Below are 19,902 nucleotides of genomic sequence, written 5' to 3'. Positions count from 1 at the left end.
TTTCTAGTATAAACTGTTGATTGGCCTTACAAACAAAAAAATACTAATTTATTTAAAATCAAGTATTTATACGCTATCTCATAATTTTATAAAAAAGTAATTTTGAAGAGTAATATTACAAAACAAAAAACTATCAGTAAGCTAATTTTTACAATACCAAGCGTAATTAGAATACGATATTCTAAAAAATAAAATAAAAAACACGGATTTATGGTCTTTCTTAATTCGTTTACTAGTAGAAAAAAAACAATGCTGCATTACCCACTTAAACAAACCTTCCTGTAGAGGTTTTTATTACAGGGGCGGAAACTGAAAAGCCTTATGAGTAAGACAAATACCTTAGAAATGCCAGAAAGTCTGGTGGTCTGAGGTTAGTTGTTACAGGTAGTGATAAATTCTTGTAGCAATGATTACAACCCCAAAAACAAAAAAACAATGAGCACTATTATTGATAATAACCAATTCGAGCAACATGATTATGTTATACGTGAAACACGTGGTGTTACTAATGACGGTACATGGATACACACAGAAGGAACTGATTACATCTTTTATTATAAACTAGACATATGGACTGAGGAGCAAAACCGAATAATGGGAAATGCCTTCTTAAGAGCCTTGCAAGTTCCAAACAAAATAAAAGATGCTGTAAAAGCAACTTCAGGGCAAACAGTGGTGGATGGTCTTTATACACTAAATCAAGATGCCATGGTAAGAGCTTTGAATTCTATAAGAGGAATGTCACAAACTAATGTAGTACAAAGAGCATTAATTGGTAATGGTACTATACAGGACGCAAATGAACAGCTCTTCAACGATATCCTATCAGGCGTGGGTGGTTCAGTAAACCCAATGCGCGACTATCTTAATAGATCGATGGCGGCAACTCAGGCTGCGGCTGCGGGTGACACAACAGCTGAGAACTTTGGTACCACTATCACTCTTCTATCCTTAGTACCTGGTCTGAATATACCTACAACATCTGTTGTATATGCAGTTTCAAAAGCTTCTTCTGCTGCTGTACTGATCAAGCATAAATGCTCTAGTGATTCAACCAAATTTTCTTATAATGTAGACTATACAAAAGTTGGTTATTCTTATGTAGACCCTACTTAGTCAACAACAAAACTTTTTCGAAATTCATACTTTTCGTAAAGGAAATTTAATTTGTGTCAGTTTATGCACTCCTTTGAAAGGAATACTAAATCTATTCAACAAAGAAGAGTGCATAAAATGGCCAAATTTGTTTTTTCTGCAATAGAAAAAACAGTTTTCGAACAAGTTCTTCAATTGCAATAAAGACCTTTTATACACAACAAAAAACACGGACCCATGAACAAATCTATACCATATTGCATTACGCCCACCCCTGATGGAGCGTGGCTGCACACCTGTAATGAAAATTTATTGCTGGCATCGCTGCCAAAGGATACCGATAACAAAACAGAAACAATCCTTTTGGAAGCATTTAAGAATTCGCTCGCATTATTCGTTGATATAAGAGCCGCCCTAAAAAAAACATGTCATACAACACCTTTTGTTGGAGGATTGTATCTGGTAGACGGCACCGAAATGCAGAACGCTATGATAACTATAAATGGAATGGGGGAAACATCGGCATACTCCAGCACAAAATCGTATAGCGGTACACCCTCTGCCGTGAATTTACAATTCTTTGAAGATGTACTAGGGATTTCGAATGATAAACTAAAATACCTGGAATCAAATCTATTGCGATATATGAAAATTATACAAGAAGATGCAAAACGGGCGACAGCAGAAACGATTGGCATTTTAACTTGTGTTGTAGGCTATGTTGAACTAACAGGAACAACCGTAACCACATTTACCTATGTCACCGTCACCACAACGACCAAAGATCAATTTGACAAAATAGACTGTGAGTGTAATGATTTAGACAAGTTTAACTATGAATTCAACATAATAAAATTTAATTATTCGCCGGTCAATTATGCCGCAAACAGAGTAACTGCCAACGAAAACAACTAATTGATTCTATTTCATCGCTGTTAGAAGCGTAGTAGCGTTTTTTACTATGCTAACCAGCAGAAATATCATTTTTTTATTGAGATAAAACCATGAGTCATGTACACAAACACTCCTGCTGTGTAAAGTCTCATGGCTTTTACTTTCTATTGGAATTACTACTTTTTTTCTTTATCTGTTTCGGCAAGCTTCTGAATTCAACTTTCTTAAGTTTTTATGAAGTATGCTCCGGGTCACTATTTTTTTCTGCTCATAATTTCTGGCACATCTTTGCAATTCCGTCAGCAGAATCATAAAACTACTATACAAGACATCCAGTTCTTCCATATTTTGACAGATCTTGATATTATCCTCTTCCAGTTTCATTACAGAATTGCTATAACTGTTTTTATATTTATTAAAAACCTCTTCCATTCTCCGATGTTCTCTTTTATCGATACCCTGCATAATGAAGTAAAATCGTATTTGAATTAGTGAATTGTCATTAAGAAATCAGCGTCTGCTTCATTTGCAGATAAAGGAGATGTCTTCGCTGTTGCCAAAATATTTTTAGCCGTATTTCCGTTAATAGAATTTAAAGCTTTGGCTAGTAAAACCTCAGAACTGTTTCCTAAAGGAAAAACTTCCGGTTGCTGAATTTCATCTAAAGAAATAAGCGGATCAATTCCTTTTGAATAATTACCTTCATTCCTGGAATTAAACATTTTATATATGGCCGGATACAAAGTCCAGCCTTTTTTAGTTGATATTCTATCGTCTATAAGTGGAAAACCGGCTACATCTTTACCAAAGGTCTTGTTTCCAATGGTTATGACTTCCATATAAGGTTTTAGATTATTTATAATAAGCTCTGCGGCGGATGCAGTGTGCCGACCACATAAAATATAAACTCTGTTTATGGACGGATGAACATTGCGAAGAGCATCAAAACTTATTTTTGATTCATTGCTTTCTAAAGCCTGTTTAAAGGATTGGTCTACATTTCCGCCATTCGTATTTCCTTCAAATTTTATAAAAAGAGTATTGGATTGAATATTAGGAGCCAGAATTATACTTAAAGCTGTTGCAGCTGCGATATCCCCTCCTCCATTATACCGCAGATCTACAACAAGTTCTGTAATTGATTTATTTTTAAGTTCCTGAAAAGTCTGAAGATACGACTGCGCCTGTCCTGCATCAAAATGAGAAATTTCGACGTAACCAATTTTTTTGCTTTTACCTTCAATAACAATAGAATTGATGGGCTGCGAAAAGCTATAGCCCTGCAGTATCGAAATTTCCTTTACATTAGAAAATCCTGCTTGTACTGTATAAGAAATGGTCTGCAAATTCAACTGTGTTGATGCGGTCATTTTAGCATATAATACCCCATAATTATTTTGGTTCAGCATTGTTCCTTCTATTTTTGTGATCAGCTGACCTCTTTTTAAACCATTTCTTTTGGCAGGAGAATCTTCTAATACATACAGAATTACGCCATAAAATTTCGATTCAAATTCAAAAAAAGAAACTTCGAATCCAAATTTGCGTCTGAGACTTTGCTGTGCCGTTTCCGGCTGTTCAGGATGCACAGCATACGAATATCGATCGTCTTTTTGCAATAACCCTGCAAAGTACTCTTTGGGAGAAAGATCTAAACGGCCTTTTTCCGGCATTGTGGTGTTCCAGCGATAATACTTCTTCATCTGCTGGTACATCCACTCATTAACATACTCATTTGTACCTGCTTCGTAAACCGGAGCTGGAGCATCATTATCTGAACAAGAGAATAGAAAAACAGATAAAAAAAGAAATAACGATAAAACAGAAATAGTTGAATATTTCATCTATTGATTGTAATTGTTAATAATGATTTTATATTCCCGTAAATGAAGATTTATTATTATTTAAAAATGAAATAATCGGTTAGGCTTAAGGTCCCTTCTACACCGGAAAAATTACCATTTGCATCTAGTTTTTCTTCCAGTACAATTAGTTTTGATTTATTAACAGACATGGTCATAATAACTGTTACTTTTTGTCCCGGGATATACGATTCTGTTGTACCGTGTTTTACCAGTTCCATTAAAATGGTTGGAGGCGAACTAAATGGAAATTCAATAAAAGAACTAAACTTTTCTTTATTTATATTTTCAACCGTACCTAAAACCTGCCCGTTGATTTTGCGTATAATTCCGTCAAGATTACCTGTGTAACTATTTTTAGAATACAAGTTTTGATTGGGGAAAATAAATTTATAACCACTGTTAGCCGTTTTACTTAAAACACCCGGTTTTATGCGCGAAACATTATCAATCCAAAAGTTATCTTTTGCAAAAAAGGAAATCGTATCCTTAACCTTTTGTGCATTAAACTGATAAGTATGTAATACTGCCTTAGTGGTTTTGTTTAGTATAGAAATAGTCTTTTCCTGACTGCCGTAAAATACAAAGTCATACTCTTTTTCTATTTTTTTGACAAAGGCCGTTTTTTTGTCTTTACTAATTTCAATAATTTTATCGTTAACCCTTACCTGTAGTGAATCATTTAAAGCACTGTAACCGTTAATGGTTACTCTTCCCGGCTGATTGGTTTCATTGCTGTAAAAAGGCAGCTTTTCATCAGTAGAACAAGATGTTACAAGAGTAATTAAAATTAAAGAAACGAATAACTTTGGCAATAAATTCATCATGTTTGTTTTTTGTTTGCATAATTTGATTTGAAAATCAGATTACTTTTTTATAAATTTTATTTTTTTGGAAGCTCCATTATTGTTTGCAGAAAGGAAATAAATGCCCTGCATTAAATCACTAACAGATAAACCTTCAGGCTTATAAGAAGACTCTTTAATTAAAACGCCGCTCGTATTGTAAATTTTTAAAACTGTTTCTTCATTTTTATACTCTTCTGCTATTTCTAACTCCAAATAATCCTGAACAGGATTTTGTTTTAAATAACATAAGGATGATTTTAATGTATTATCAGCTGTGCCTAATAAAGCTTCTGCCATTACTGAAATTTTATCTATTTCGTAACCAATAAACGGGCCTGAAAGATTATTTCCTAATGCCAGATATACTTCGGCTTTGCCGGCAAACTGCGAAATATCTACCGTATAATTTTTAAATTCTGCCTCTTCAACCGTATTTCTTTCCAGGGTAATGGTATGCAAAAGTTTAAAAGAGGCGGGATCTGCAGAGGTAGAACCATAGATCGCAATATTCTGATTACTGTCGTAAATACTTGGCTGCGCTTTTATGGTCAAACTAATTTTTCCGGAGTAAAAAGAAATATTCAAAACCGGACTGATGGCCAGATTGTTTTCTAATCCTTCAAGAGGTCCGCCTGTTTTAAAATCAATATTGTAGGTTCCCAAAACATCAATAGTTCCGTCAATTACACTTCCGGTACTTGCATCCAACTGAATGTTTTTTCTGGCCATCCAGTTACTTCCATTTCCATCTCTGTCCAGTAAATTCCAGTCTGAAACATTAGAATCATCAAAATCATCTTCCCAGATTGTATATTGAGCAGATGATATCGTTGTAATCATTATAAAAGCAAAAAAAAGTAGTGTTTTTTTCATGTTTTTTATTTTAAATATGGGCAGATTTCTCTGCCCATACAGTATTTAATTAGTAAGCTGTTTTTTTTCTAATTAGAAATTAGAAAACTTTGTCCAGGTATTCGTCCAGTTAGATTCTGTTTTAAAGGCTCCTGTTGTTCCTGTAAAATTAAGAGCGCCATTATTAAAGAAAGGCTGGTTTAAGCTCCATTTTGTAGCCGGGTCAACAGTAGAAGTAGTTGTACCAAAACCTGTTAAAGTTGTTCCTGCCGGAAGAGCAACATTATCAAATCCGTGGATTGAAACTCTTAAATAAGAAGATCCTGATGGAAGTGAAGGTGAATCCCATCTAATTCCTGTGTTGTACCCTGTTACAGTTACATCTGTAAGGCTGATGTTACCAGCTCTGCGTACGTGAATGGCATTTTCGTACAAATCAGCAACTGTAGAAGAGCTTACACCAATAATAGATAATTGAGAAATAACCGGACGTGTGATAATGCTAGTAAGTGTTCCGGTAGCGTTGTTATCTAATTCAATACCGTTAGAATCAGGATTTCCTCCGCTTAAACTGTGAGTTGAATTACTGTCTGCAAGTGCGATAGCTTTTGTGATGCTTCCTGTGTAACCAAAATCGAAATCGAAGTTGTCATCATCCGCAGCAAAAGAAACTAAATGAGTAGCGTTTACTTTACCTCCAAAAAATTCAAATGAATCATCTTTACCATAAGATACCTGAATGTGGTTAACAGTAGTTCCGTTTCCAACACCAGCCAATGTTAAACCGTTAATTTCAACGTCTGTATCTAAAATACGTCCTGCAAATTCGATACGTACATAGCTTAAGATTCCCGCATTGTGATTGTTGTTTGAACCTCCATAATAAAATTCAGTAAAATTAGACTGATCGTCTAATCCTTCAACAATGTTCGTTACAGAACCTGTATTAACCTCTGCATCTCCTAAAATAACAACTCCTCCAAAATCTCCCGGAAGAGCTGAAGTATTAGCATTGTCATCTAATAAGTTATAACTTGTAAAAACAATTGGAGATTCTGCAGTTCCCTGTGCATCAATTTGTCCTGTTTTAGTAATTACCAAAACTCCTGTAGCAACTCCTGGTGCCAAAGGTTTTGCTTTAATAAAAGTTCCTGCCTGAATAGTTAATTTTGCGCCATTTTTTACTGTAATAACACCATCGATTTCCCAAACTCTGTCGTTTGTCCATGTTGTATTAGAGGTAATAGCACCGCTTACTGTTTGTACTGTAGGTGGATGAGCATAATCAGCACCTGAAGCTTTCATTGAAAAAGAAGAATCTGCAGTAGAATCATCATTTTGGCAAGAGCCCAAAAGTAGAGCTACCATTGCAAATAGAAAAAAATTTTTCATAATAATTTAATTATTGCTATATTTGCTGCTATTCAAACTAGGCCTTTGGAGAGAGCAGCAAAATATCTTTCCTTAGGTCTTTCTCGTTTTTGGCAAAGATCTTTTTGATAAACTTTTTCCGCTTTACCATCGGAGGTTTATACCTAAACTCCATCTTTCATTCTTAGGGTTTCCAACGCAATGAAAGGATTGCTTTCCATTCTTCCTGATCTTTTGATGCAATCACTGCAGGTCTTTTTATAACGCTGTAAGTTTTTAAAAGACCATACAGGAACTGCAAAAAAAAAACAATAGACCTTGATTAATACTAATGAAGAATTAAAAAAATTAATCTTATTACAACTATATTAGACTTCACAAGAACAAAATATCACCACTTTTTTTATTGTTAACGGTTTCTTAATGTCCAGGATCTTTCTGACTTAAACCGCTCTTTTTCTCAGACCAATAAAAGTCTCTCTCCCACTGTTTATTTCGTCTGAAGTAATCCTTTACTCCTTCCAATAAAGCTTCTTAGTGAATTTTGTATTTAGAAGGAATAACTTAAGGAAACACTTATCGTTCTGCCGCTTTTAGCTTTAAATAATACTTTGTCAATATCTTCGTCGTATTTATTTGTGGCGTTTGCTCCTAAGCTGTATCGGTCTCGTGGATTTGACCCCACCGGCACATTTTCAATATGTGAATAACTGTTTGAATTATCGTAGGTTTTAATTGCTGCATCAAACAAGTTTTTCATACTGCATTTGAATTCGAGATTTTTTTCTTTAAAAAACTTATAACTAATCTGCGCATCCGTGATAGAATAAGGCATCCTGATTTCTTCAGACTGATAATCAAATCCTACTAATATGTACTGATCTCCTATAGCATTATGTCTCACACTAAATCCTAAACGATCTCCCACGTAGTCTAATCCTAAATTATAAGTATAGGGCGACTGTCCATAAAGCGGTCTGTTTGCTTCATACAGTCCTCCAGTCCCGTCAATGGCGACATAAGAGGTTACTTTAGTTCTGTTAATAGAAGCATTCCCGGAGATAAAAATATCTTTAAGGGTTTCTCCTTCCCCTAAAAAAGAAAGACTTTTATACAACTCTACTTCTACTCCCCAAAGTTTAGCATTGGCTGAATTAAGGTTGTAAATGTTTCTGATTCTTGATGGATTCAAACTTCCCACTGCTTCCATAGGATCATCTATATTTTTATGATATACACCAAAAGATAAAATTTCACCTCCGGATGGAAACCATTCTAACTTCAAATCATAATTATTGGAAACACTGGAAATCATTCCGCCTGAATAATTATAAATTTTGGCAGACTGAATAGGATCGTAATAAGGAATACTCAAACGTTCTGCAAATTGAGGACGTAAAACTGATTTATTATACCCCAATCTGATATTCATTTTATTGGTAGGACTTACGACCAAACTTGCTGATGGTAAAAACTGCCACAACTTATCGTCTTTTTGATCTTTTCCAAAATCTCCGGCAGCTTCAGACTGGCTTTCAATTTCGGTATACAAATAGCTTTCTGCCCTTACTCCCCACACTAATCTTACGTAACGTCCAATTTTATCATCGAGCATTAAAAAGGGGGAATGTACTTTTACATCACCTACGTATCTGTTACCGTATACTCCATAATCCTGCCATCCAAAACCTCCATAATAGTATCTGGAACCGTCTAAAAATTTTGAAAGAGGTTCGTAAATCTCCGCTTTATCTGCACCTGTACCCATTACGACTACCTTTGCCGATTCCTGCTGGTTGGTAGCTTTTTTATAGGTCCCAAAATAACCCGCTTTTATATCATTGGTGTAGGTATCGCTAAAATCAAAAGAGTACTTAAAATTTATGGCGAAATTGTAATCTGTTTCATCATTTGTAAAGTTACTTCTGCTGAAAGGAAATCTTGTTTCTGAATTATATACATAGTGATAAAGCAAAGTATCATCACCCACTTTTTTTCTGTACGTATCCAAAAAAGTAGCATCTTTAGTATCTTTTGAAACAGTGTTATAAGCTCCAAACCAATTGACATCCAGCTTGCCAAACTTATGACTCCCTTCTATTTTGCTTTGCAGCAAGGTCTGATAAACCGGATAATCTGTTTCTGAAGTCGAAGGAAGTATCGATCCATTCATAATTTCAGATAAGGCATCACTGTCACTCCATCCTGTTACCTGAGTAAGCTGATTGTTGTAAATGTGCATCACTGTATTACGTGCCGTTATTTTATGATTGCCAAACTGAATTCCCGCATTAAACATTCCTGCCAAAGTAGAATTAAATGTATAATTGGCTCCTGAATTTCTAAATCCGTATTTGGTAAATGTTGAATACAATGCTTTATCCGTCTCTGGAACAAAAAGTGAATTATCGGCATTACTTGCTCTTTGCGTATGCTCAATATCCAGTTTCTCCTGAGTATTTTTAAAAAATAGCGATCCTACAAAACCCCACTTGTTATTATCTTTTAATTTATACGCTCTTCCCATTGCATATTGAAGTGTTGTTCCCGGAGCAGCATAAGTTTTATAAGTCGTAAAATTGTCTGCTGTAAACCTCTTAGACTGCTCTATAAAAAGCCCGGAATCAGCTTCGTTTGTTGGTATTGGTAAGGATGTCAAATTCGTTGGATAATCTCTTCTCCCATCATCAAAACCTAAGTAATCGTAATCTCCTTCCTGCTTCGTAAGTCTTTCTTTAAAAGTACTTCTGCTGTTGTATGAAGTACTTATCGAGAAACTATTAAAGTTTTCTTTAGGAATATCTTTTGTTTTAATTTCTACATAACCACCCGCAAAGTTGGCGTACATGTCCGGAGTTGCTGATTTGCTGACTACAATACTTTCCACCATTGAGGTTGGAATAATATCAAAAGAAAAGTTTTGCTGATAGGCATCGGTGCTGGGAAGTGTAATTCCGTCCATAACGGCCTGATTCCATCGTTCTCCCATAGAACGAACTACAACATATTTGTTATCAATGGTCGTTACTCCTGTAATCCGTTTTAGTGAACTTGCCACATCTCTGTCCGGTGTTCTTGCAATTTGTTCTGCTGAGATACCATCGGAGAACTGTGCTGCTTTTTTTTGCTGTAACAATAATCCCTGAATTGAAGCTGTCGCCTGTTTGTAATTTTGCACAATTACAACTTCTTTGAGTGATTGAGCGGCTTCTTTTAAGGAAACAACCAAAGGTGTTTCTCCTCCTTCCGTTACTTTTACACCTGTAATTTTCTGTGTTTGAAAGGAGATAGCGCTGATTTCAATCGTATATTCTCCAGGTTCTAATTCTAAAATATAATTACCATCAATATCAGACTGTACTCCGTAATTTAACTCCACTACTTTTATGTTAACTCCCGGAAGTGAAAGTCCATTGGTATCTACAACTTTACCTGTAATTTTTCCTTTCTTTTTTTTTTTGTCCGCATCCTTACTATTTACAGCTATATTATTTTCGTTTCTTCTAAAATTTAAATTGGTCATTTTTTGTAAATCACTTAAAATTTCATCAATAGAAACGTTGTCTTTTTTTAGTGTTATAAGAGGCAGACTAAGATCTAAATCCTTTTGATAGATAAATTGGTAAGGTGTGCGTGATTTTAAATTCTCGATAATTTTTTGAGGCGAAGAATTTTTAAAATCAACTGATACAGTTCCGGTTTGCGCATAAATAGTATTTGTTCCGAGAAAAACTCCAAAAAATAAAATCCATAAGACAAAAGAAAACTGCCTGGAAAAATCATTGTTCATAATTGATAATTATTAGTTTATTAGAATTTGTTTTTGAATATGATGTACGTGTTAAATCTTTTAAGTTTGGGCATAAAAATCCCCGGCTGCTTATAAACCTTATTTTTCAAAAGTTATAGGCTGCAAAAAATCGCATTAAAATGGTATATATTTTTTTACCTGCTGATCAAGTAGGTATTATTACCGGCAGACCTGATTTTTATTTCTAAGGCAAATGCAACAGTCTGCAACATTTCGTAAATCCCCTGCCTGCTGTCGAGCGTACCCTGAATGGTGAGGTTTTTTAAATCCTCTTCTAAATAATTTACCTTAAAATCATTTTCTTCTTTTAATTTACTTAAAACCTGCTCCAGAGTCAATCCGTCAACATACAGTAATGCTTTTTTCCATTCAGGTTCCAGAATGTCGGTCTTTTCTTTTTTTACGGTAGAAGATACCGTAGTATAAACTGCTTTATCTCCTCTGAGCAACAATACGGTATTCGTTTCACCTTCAACTTTTACTTTCCCGGTTCTGACATTTACCTCAGGCTGTTTTTCATTATAGGCTTTAATGTTGAATGAAGTTCCTAAAACGGTTGTTTTTATAACTCCTGAAGTAATTACAAATGGTCTTGAAGGATCCCGTTTTACCTCAAAAAAAGCTTCTCCTTTTAAGCTCACATTTCTTTCGTTATCTGAAAAATGTTCCGGGTATTCCAGTTGAGAGTTTTCATTCAGCCATACTCTTGTTCCGTCAGGCAAACTTATAAGTCGAATATCGTTTTTAAATGTAATTGTTGAAGTAATTTCAATATCCGCTTTTTTAGGTAAGTTCAAAAATTGATAGCTTCCAATTGAAATTACAAATACAGCACAGGCCACAGCCATCCAGTTATAAAGTTTTTTATATTTATCAATCGTAACCCTGCGTATATTGTTCCACATTCTTGCCTCAATATTGTCAGGAAGTATACCACGGTTGGGGATCACATTCCATTCTTCTTTCATTCTTTTGGATTTCATTCGAGTTAACATTTAATATTTGAAATTTACGTACAGCTATCAATTCAACTACATTAGATTCTCACTTCGGCAAATATCACGGAGCAGTATTACTATTAACGTTTTCTTAATCTGAATAAAGATTTAACAACAAGAGTTTAGAACAAAATCAATCCGCAAATACCTTAAAAAGGTTTTCATAACCCACTGGGTGCAAATTATTTTTAGACACATAGAAGCATCGATTTAACGCTTTCAGAAAAGGCATTTCAATTATTGTAAATACACAAAAGGTTACTATGTGTAAGAAATATGTTTTTTAATATTCTTTTATAGGTGTATCCCGATGCATCGGCACTATAGGGTAAGTATTTTTTTTATCAATTACACTCAACGGGTTTTATACATTTTGAATGTATCTACAATACTAATTCTGTCTGATATACAAAGAATAAAGCAAACCAGTAGAGTTCATGATTATGGACCGAGTTTTTCTTAAGAAATTGTAAGGTTTTAGAAATTTGGTTGGCAACAGCCCCCGGAGACATCTCCATTTCTTCGGCTATCTCCTTGTAACTGCGGTCTTCAAACTTGTGCAGGCTGAATATTTTTCTTCTTTTAGCAGGAATTTTATCCAATAGATATTCAATTCTTTCCATCTGTAAACTCACTTCTTCTTCAGACTGTGTTTTACTATCCAATTCCCGAATCAGCGCATCATCTTCAACAGAAAATATTCGGTTTTGTTTCTTATACCATCTGGAGATTTCCTGCTTAGAGCTCTTAAACAGAATAGCTTCAAGACTTACCTGGGGATCTAATTTGGTACGATATTTCCAAAGATGAATAAAAACATTTTGTGTTACATCTTCTGAATCTGCTAATTGTGAGGTGTATTTTTTAACAAAACAAAATACTTTAAAATGGTATAAATCATATATTTCTTTAAAGCATGAATCATCACCAGCACGTAACCTTATAATTAAATTAGAACTCATAATAAAAATTTCAACTGTTAAAGAAGACCCTTACAAATGTATGATAAACCTCAATTGTTAATTTTTGAATTTTGTCATTTAATAATTTGTTAATATTGTGACATTCGCAATATTGGGTTGTTCACTTAAGGTTATATACAAATCTGCATTTGATTATTTCGAAATGAAATACTTATGAAATTATAAAATCAAAATACTTTGCTTTTAGTTGAATACTTAGGTTTTGGGTGATAATTCAATAAAGATAGTTTTTGCCTAATTATGGACCTGAGGGTGTACTATTGGTCCAACTTTGTCTGCAATTGAAGAAGATTATGCAGTCTCTTTAATTTTAGCCATTATCAAAGCCGCAAAGTTACCCTTTGCGGCGTAATGATACACTTGATAGATCTCTTTTTAAATTTCAAGGCAAGGTTTGTGCTATTCCCGGCTAGCAGACCATTGAAAGGTCATTTTGTAGGAGTAGGGTTTAGCAGTCATGATCTCTATCTTGTCTAGTTGAGGCTAAGCATGATACAACACTACCTCATGGCACTTATTATCTTAATTCTTAGATTAATAATAATTTTTATCTCACAACAGATTTAGTTTTCTTTGGAAAATCAAAAAAAGTACTGGTAAGTATGGGCACAAAAAATATGGCAACGGTAAGCGCCGAGATCCCAATATCTGCGGCATGGCTGCCTAAGAATTTACTGAATGCTGTTTCAGGATAAAAATGTTCATATAAAGATAAGGCCAGCTTGATTCCTAAAACGGCAATTACTACAAAAGCTGCAGTTTCTAAAAACTTATATTTTTCTAAAAGATTCACAAACCTCTGTGCTATAAAACGCATCGCCAGTATCCCTATAAATACTCCAATACATACCAATATGATATTTGGTGTAAAGGCTACCGCTGCAAATACATTATCTATTGAAAAAGCCATATCCATAAGCTCCACAAGGCAAACTGTAGCCCAAAAATGACCTATCGTATTCACTGTAAGACGATACAACCAGTTCCCCTCCTTATTTACTTTTTCATCTTCACTGCCTTCTTTCTGCTTGTCTTTGTACCAAGAATATACGAGATAGAGCAAATAAAGTCCGCCAATAGGTTTAAGCCACCAAATAGCAATAAGTGCCGAAGCAAATACCATTGCAATACCCCTAAAAATATAAGCGCCCCAAATACCGTATTTAAGCGCACGCTCACGTTGGTTTTCCGGCAAATCCATTACCATCGTAGCCAGTACGGCTGCATTATCTACAGAGAGTAGACTCTCAATGAGAATAAGGTTTCCAATAATTGCCAGTGATGTACCTGGATGCGCAATAATATCTTGCCAAAGGCTATTAAAAGTAGTAATCAAATCAGTCATATGGTATTGTTTTAAAGTATGGTGCCTTAATGGCTTGTTTATTTTGTTATGGAAAGGTCTATTTCTGGATTGGGTTCAAAGTCATTTTCATATTTCGAAAGGAGTATAACAGCCGCCCCATTGCCTATAAAATTAGTTATCGTTCGGGCTTCGTTCATAAACTTATCAATACTGAAAAGCAGTGCCAAGCCTTCTAACGGAAATTTATTAAGTGTTGTAAACGTTATGGTTAGTGCTACAAAACCAGATCCCGGTATTCCCGATGCTACTTTTGAGGTCACCATGATAACCAACCCTATAGTGATGATATCGCGAAACGTAAGCGGAATGTTAAACAACTGAGCAACAAACAACGTACATATAGGCAAAAATATAGATGCACCTGCAAGGTTAAAAGAATAACCAAGTGGTATTGAAAGACCTACGACAGCTTTACCACACCCCGCCTGTTCCAGCTTTGCAACAATCAAAGGAAACACTGTTCTGGATGATGATGTACTAAAAACAATAAGCAGTTCTTCTTTAATATAGTTCAGAAACTTCCAAAGGCTGATGTTGTAATAACGCAGCAAAAGCCCCAATACTATAAATACAAAAGATGCCATTGTGATGTAAGTCGTAGCCAGCAGTTTTCCCAAAGGCAAAAGACTATGTATACCAAATCGCGATACTGCATAAGCCATTCCGCCAAAAGCTGCAACCGGAATAAGTAAAAACAAATACAGGAGTACCCTATACAAAAAGGTCATAATTTTCTGCAAGATCCCTACATACTTTGCTCTGCCTGGCGAAAGACTAAGCAAAACACCTGTTACAACAGCCAACAGCAGCAATACCAGGGGGCGGTTAAGCACAATAAAATTAAACCAGCCGCTATCCAGTGATTCGGTAGCTGTAAAATGTTTGGGCAGAGTTACGTCTATAAGTCTTTTTTCGATCTTGCCGGGCTCTATAAACAACGCTGCCATTATCCCCATGATCATGGCAATAGTCGTTATTATTTCAAAATAAACGAACGCCTTAAGCCCTACACGACCCACTTTTTTAAGATTGCCAATACTGCTTACCCCTATAATAATGGTTAAAAATATTATGGGTTGTATCAGCGGTTCAATAAGATATAAAAATCCACTGCCTAAAAAATCCAATTGAATACCCTTTTCAGGATAATAGTGTCCTACAGCAATTCCTAACAGCAATGCTATAGTAACATAAGCTGCTAAATTTTTCAAATACTTTTGTGGTATTCCGCTGCTCTCCGGATGTTGTGGTGTGGTATTCATCTTTTTAAACCTTACTCATTAAGTTGCTCTACAAAGGTAGTTTTAAAAAGTTATTAACCCGATAAGCAATGCTGCTATGAGCATGGCGAGTGATGAACCCAAAGCCCATTTTATAGTAAATTTTACGTGATCAGAAAACTCAACTCCGGCCAATCCTACTAAAAGATAAGTAGAAGGTACCAGCGGACTTAACAAATGAACTCCTTGACCTATGAGCGATGCCGCTCCTATTTCTAATTTTGTAGCGCCCAAATGTAAGCCCGTTTCGGTAATCAGAGGGAGTATACCAAAATAGTAAGCATCGTTACTCAAAAAGAAGGTCAACGGTGCACTGCTTACCGCTGTTAGCACAGGAAAAGCATTCCCCCAGGTATCCGGTACCACCGAAATCATCGAAGCTGCCATAGCATCCATCATTCCCGTACCGGAAAGTATGCCGGTAAAAATACCTGCTGCAAATATCATCGATGCTACTGAAAGGGCATTACCTGCATGTAATTTTAGTACTTTTTGCTGTTCATCAACTTTTGGATAATTGATGATCAGTGCAATACAAAATGCAATCATAAAGGAAACGGCCAGCGGCAATACATCAAACATCATTGAAGCCAACAGCAGTATGGTAAGCAGCAGATTAAACCATATCAGACCAGGTCTTTTGAGCTCGCGCTCTATTACAGTTTCTTCCTCGTTTATAAGATGCTTGTTCATATCTCCTTCACGGGCAATCCTTCTTTTTTCGCGGAGACCAAGCCAGAATGCTGCAAATATTACCCATAGTACACCACCTGCCATGACCGGTATCATAGGCATAAACAGTTCTGATGCATCCATTTTAAGGGTAGTCATCGCACGTGCCGTAGGTCCGCCCCAAGGCAGTATGTTCATTACCCCGCCACCAAGCATTATAATACACGAGAGTACAAGCGGATTCATACCCAGTTTTTTATACAATGGTAACATTGCCGCTACAACGATCATATAGGTAGTGGCCCCATCGCCATCAAGCGAAACCAATACCGTTAAAAAGGCAGTTCCTAAAGCGATTTTAACCGGATCGCCTTTTACAAACTTTAATATCAGGTTTACCAACGGATCAAATAATCCTGCATCAATCATGATACTGAAAAACAGTATACCAAAAATGAGCATGATGCCGGTGGGAGCAATATTTTTTACACCTTCCATGATTATAGAACCAAGATCGGCTGTAAAGCCACCAAAAATGGCAAAAAGTATAGGGATAAGTATAAGCGCTGTTAACGGAAACAAACGTTTGGTCATGATCAGATACATAAATACAATGATCATTGAGAATCCTAAAATTGTAAGCATAACTGTATATTTTAAGTTTAATTATTTTCTGTTTTGGCCGACCAGTCAAATGAGTTTCTAAAACCCGCCAACACATAATTACTCGTATCGTCGGGACTTACCTGATTGACAAATGAAAGTTCTATGGCTGATTGTTTGCCTAAGTTAATCCCTAATCCGGCAGTAATCCTGTTACTGTCAAATTGGTCCTTCTTTACTACATTCATCCTGATTTCATTTTTCAGAATACCATATAATAGATTCTTCCCTTCTTCTTTACCCAATGGAATTTTTAACGATAGGAGATAACGCAATCTCACCACAAAATCATCCGGGTTGGTTAAGAAACGTTCTTCGACACGATAACGGTGTAATAATGTGGTGCGGCCAATTTTATTTTTGATCGTTAACTGTTGAAACGGCCTGTTTTCATAACGCAGCTTTTTATCCGTATCGCTGGTATAAGGCTGAAGTACCAAAAACATATACCCCACAGCCGGATAAAGATCGTGATCTAACTTTCTTTCCAGGTAGGTCGAAACTAAAAAAAGACGTGAATCCATTACTAAATCGTATGCCCGATATTGAGAAAGCGCCGTAAAGCTGTACTTTTCGCTTAATTTTGCGGACATTGTATATTGCAGCCACATGTTAAAATTATCTTGTTGCGCTACTGCTTTCGTAGAAAAAATCATTAAAAAAAACAGGATTGATATATATTTTCTATACATTTTGATAAATCGTTAATTTATTTGTCTGAGGTAAAAGTATACGATTGATTTTTTCAAAAAAGTAATTTTCAACGAACGACTCATTTAATAAACAAACAACGCAAAGTGCCTGTTTTAAAATAATGATATTTGTATTTTTAATGATATAATTTTAAAGGGTAAATAATTTTTAACACAAAAAAGTATGGTTTTACTAATAAACATCATTATCCTCCTTGTGGCTTTCAGATTACTGTTTGAACAAAAGATTATAGGCAGTCTCATGAAAAAACAATGGACAAACCTTATCCGATTTCAACACGTCCTGTTCTTTGTGATATACACCACCTTTCTGGTAATTTCGACGCTCTATTTTATCGAAATGCCTTTTGCATTGTATAGAATACTTTTTATTATGGCTATTAATACGGTATTATATTTTGTTTGTTATGCCTATTTAGTTCCCGCCTATTACCAAACCAATAAGTATCCTGAATACCTGTTATATGCACTGATATTATTTATATCTACAACGCTGCTAAGACTGCTTGTTGAACCTGAATTTTCTCAGGAGGGCGATGCAGTACAAGACCAACCATTGTTTTTGATCAGTGTGTACAGTTCACAAAGCATCGTAATTTTAGTTGCTTCTTTTTTAGGAATATCAAGGCATAAGTTCTTAATCGAATATGACTATCTCGACCTTGAGGTGAAAAAAAATGAGACCGACCTCAACCTCATGAAGTCAAAAATAAACCCCCACTTTTTACTCAACACCCTTAACAACATTTACGCAGGCAGTTACAACCAGCATGGTAATACCACCGAAGCAATACTACAACTAAGCCAGCTGTTGCAATATGTTATATACGAAACCGATAAAAAAACGATTGCGATACACAAAGAGTTCGAAATGATGAAGGCTCTCGCAGGTTTGTACCAGCTCAAGTACAATAATACCCTGAACATACTATTTGAACTAAATGATAGTGAAGTACAGGAACAGGTAGAGATTCCCCCTTCTATCTATTTTACACTTTTTGAAAATGCACTTAAACATTCCGGTATTGGAGCAGATAAGGAAGCCTATATTAAGGTGAACTTTGATAAGGTTGAGGATACCTTCGTATTCAGGATAGAAAATTCTGTGCCGGACAAGATTCAGTTTAATAACCATAATGGATATAACGGAATGGGGCTCGTTGCACTGAAAAAAATCCTCACCATGAAATATGCAGAAAATTATCAATTGTTTGACGAATTATTAAATAAGACGTACTTTTCTACTCTCAAAATTAAATTATGAAACAATTGCAGGCTGTAGGCGTAGATGATGAATACCTTGCGCTGGAGCTAATAAGAAACTACTGTGCCAATACTGCTGGTGTTAACCTGCTCGCTACCTTTAGCAATCCACAGGAAGCCATCATTTTTTTACAGCAAAATGAAGTTGACTTGCTTATCCTTGACATTAATATGCCCGGCATCAACGGCATAGAGTTACTGCAAAATACACCCAACAAGCCACTCTGCATTTTCATAACCGCTGAAGAACAACATGCAGCCAAAGCATTTGAACTTGATGTGGTAGATTATCTTATAAAACCCATAAGCTTTGAACGTTTTGAAAAAGCCATTACCAAAGCCAAAGAATACCACCATTTTATAAAGTCTAAAGATATTGCTGAGGACTATATTATGTTTAAATCAGATTATATTATAAACAAAGTCAAGCTGGATGATATTTTTTGGATAGAAGGATTTGGCGAATACCTTAGAATTGTATCCCGTTACAAAAACCATATGGTATTAGAACGCATGGCAAAGTTTGAGGAAATGCACCGTCACCTGGGTTTTATCAGAATACATAAGTCTTATTTGGTTTTAAAAAACCACGTAAAATCATTCAATTCACGCATGGTACAGCTCAAAGATGGCAGAGAGTTGCCAATTGGCCGTACTTATAAAGACAATCTTAAAGAAATTTAATCACTGCTTTGTACTATTCTAAAATTTCTGCATTTATTACAGCATAAGGTTAATCTTGCTCTCACCACAATTTCATAAAACAGAAAAAACCTAAAAATACCCCCTAAAAGTTTAGCTTCAAAACTTTTTTACAGCGAGATTAATCTTTTTATTTTCAATCAAAAGAGAAAGCTTTCTTTACTTCATTCCATCCCAAATCAATACCAACAACAACAATTTTCTTCGTTAGTTTTAGAGGTCACCTAACGCAAGTGATCAGATTTTTCATGCAAATAACCGTAATTTTTCCTGCAAAATACCGTAGATTTTTATAAATACTAAAAGGTACATTTAAGTTTTAATTCGCTCTAATTGAAACACTGAGCTCTATTTTAGAAGTAAAATTCTCATCGTACTTATCCAAAAATGAAACAAATACATTAAATAACAGTACGAACGAATTTAGAAAAAATATAAAAACCATAAAAAAAGAAGTATTTTTTTACAAACAAGCTAAAAATAATCCATCATTTAAAGTTTTTGTAAAAAAATCATTATAAAATAAATT

Annotated in this window: 16 protein-coding genes; 4 read left to right on the top strand and 12 right to left on the bottom strand. The window is 35.2% G+C overall.

The window, feature by feature from the left end; translation table 11 throughout:
- The first annotated feature begins 594 nt into the window (after nucleotides 1-594).
- Nucleotides 595-1,116: a hypothetical protein gene (locus JO950_RS08740; RefSeq protein WP_202702292.1), complete on the top strand. Its 522-nt coding sequence runs from the start codon at nucleotides 595-597 to the stop codon at nucleotides 1,114-1,116.
- A gap of 216 nt (nucleotides 1,117-1,332) precedes the next feature.
- Nucleotides 1,333-2,010 carry a hypothetical protein gene (locus JO950_RS08735; RefSeq protein WP_202702291.1) on the top strand — a complete coding sequence of 226 codons (678 nt, stop codon included), beginning with the start codon at nucleotides 1,333-1,335 and terminating at the stop codon, nucleotides 2,008-2,010.
- A 168-nt stretch (nucleotides 2,011-2,178) separates the two neighbouring features.
- Here JO950_RS08735 and JO950_RS08730 read toward each other — a convergent pair whose 3' ends face one another.
- From JO950_RS08730 to JO950_RS08675, 12 genes are all read right to left on the bottom strand, one after another.
- Nucleotides 2,179-2,421 carry a hypothetical protein gene (locus JO950_RS08730; protein ID WP_230001492.1) on the bottom strand — a complete coding sequence of 81 codons (243 nt, stop codon included), beginning with the start codon at nucleotides 2,419-2,421 and terminating at the stop codon, nucleotides 2,179-2,181.
- Between the two features lie 56 nt (nucleotides 2,422-2,477).
- Nucleotides 2,478-3,833 carry a S41 family peptidase gene (locus JO950_RS08725; RefSeq protein WP_202702289.1) on the bottom strand — a complete coding sequence of 452 codons (1,356 nt, stop codon included), beginning with the start codon at nucleotides 3,831-3,833 and terminating at the stop codon, nucleotides 2,478-2,480.
- Between the two features lie 56 nt (nucleotides 3,834-3,889).
- Nucleotides 3,890-4,678, bottom strand: a complete 789-nt coding sequence (locus tag JO950_RS08720) for a hypothetical protein (protein WP_237732322.1) — start codon at nucleotides 4,676-4,678, stop codon at nucleotides 3,890-3,892.
- A 39-nt stretch (nucleotides 4,679-4,717) separates the two neighbouring features.
- On the bottom strand, nucleotides 4,718-5,572 hold the full coding sequence (locus JO950_RS08715; protein ID WP_202702288.1) for a T9SS type A sorting domain-containing protein: 855 nt from the start codon (nucleotides 5,570-5,572) through the stop codon (nucleotides 4,718-4,720).
- 72 nt (nucleotides 5,573-5,644) lie between these two features.
- A complete protein-coding gene (locus tag JO950_RS08710) occupies nucleotides 5,645-6,943 on the bottom strand; it encodes a hypothetical protein (RefSeq protein ID WP_202702287.1) in 1,299 nt (432 codons plus the stop codon).
- Nucleotides 6,944-7,472: 529 nt separating this feature from the next.
- On the bottom strand, nucleotides 7,473-10,712 hold the full coding sequence (locus tag JO950_RS08705) for a TonB-dependent receptor (RefSeq protein WP_202702286.1): 3,240 nt from the start codon (nucleotides 10,710-10,712) through the stop codon (nucleotides 7,473-7,475).
- 155 nt (nucleotides 10,713-10,867) lie between these two features.
- Nucleotides 10,868-11,716, bottom strand: coding sequence for a FecR family protein (locus tag JO950_RS08700; RefSeq protein ID WP_202702285.1), 849 nt, complete (start codon nucleotides 11,714-11,716; stop codon nucleotides 10,868-10,870).
- 398 nt (nucleotides 11,717-12,114) lie between these two features.
- Nucleotides 12,115-12,693, bottom strand: coding sequence for an RNA polymerase sigma factor (locus JO950_RS08695; protein WP_202702284.1), 579 nt, complete (start codon nucleotides 12,691-12,693; stop codon nucleotides 12,115-12,117).
- Between the two features lie 568 nt (nucleotides 12,694-13,261).
- Nucleotides 13,262-14,059 (bottom strand): TerC family protein, encoded by a 798-nt coding sequence (locus JO950_RS08690; protein ID WP_202702283.1) that lies wholly within the window; start codon nucleotides 14,057-14,059, stop codon nucleotides 13,262-13,264.
- 38 nt (nucleotides 14,060-14,097) lie between these two features.
- Nucleotides 14,098-15,342 (bottom strand): cation:dicarboxylate symporter family transporter, encoded by a 1,245-nt coding sequence (locus tag JO950_RS08685; protein ID WP_202702282.1) that lies wholly within the window; start codon nucleotides 15,340-15,342, stop codon nucleotides 14,098-14,100.
- Nucleotides 15,343-15,384: 42 nt separating this feature from the next.
- Nucleotides 15,385-16,677, bottom strand: a complete 1,293-nt coding sequence (locus JO950_RS08680) for a CitMHS family transporter (RefSeq protein ID WP_089077040.1) — start codon at nucleotides 16,675-16,677, stop codon at nucleotides 15,385-15,387.
- 17 nt (nucleotides 16,678-16,694) lie between these two features.
- Nucleotides 16,695-17,351, bottom strand: a complete 657-nt coding sequence (locus JO950_RS08675; RefSeq protein ID WP_202702281.1) for a DUF2490 domain-containing protein — start codon at nucleotides 17,349-17,351, stop codon at nucleotides 16,695-16,697.
- Nucleotides 17,352-17,571: 220 nt separating this feature from the next.
- Here JO950_RS08675 and JO950_RS08670 point away from each other — a divergent pair, with 220 nt between their 5' ends.
- Entirely contained in the window at nucleotides 17,572-18,672 is a 1,101-nt protein-coding gene (locus JO950_RS08670) for a sensor histidine kinase (RefSeq protein WP_202702280.1), read from the top strand.
- Nucleotides 18,669-19,355 carry a LytTR family DNA-binding domain-containing protein gene (locus tag JO950_RS08665; RefSeq protein WP_202702279.1) on the top strand — a complete coding sequence of 229 codons (687 nt, stop codon included), beginning with the start codon at nucleotides 18,669-18,671 and terminating at the stop codon, nucleotides 19,353-19,355. Before JO950_RS08670 ends, JO950_RS08665 begins: the two co-directional genes overlap by 4 nt.
- Nucleotides 19,356-19,902: the final 547 nt, after the last annotated feature.

It is taken from the genome of Flavobacterium sp. UGB4466, assembly GCF_903469665.1.
Classification (GTDB): Bacteria; Bacteroidota; Bacteroidia; order Flavobacteriales; family Flavobacteriaceae; genus Flavobacterium; species Flavobacterium lipolyticum.
This window is presented reverse-complemented; position numbering and strand designations above follow the sequence as displayed.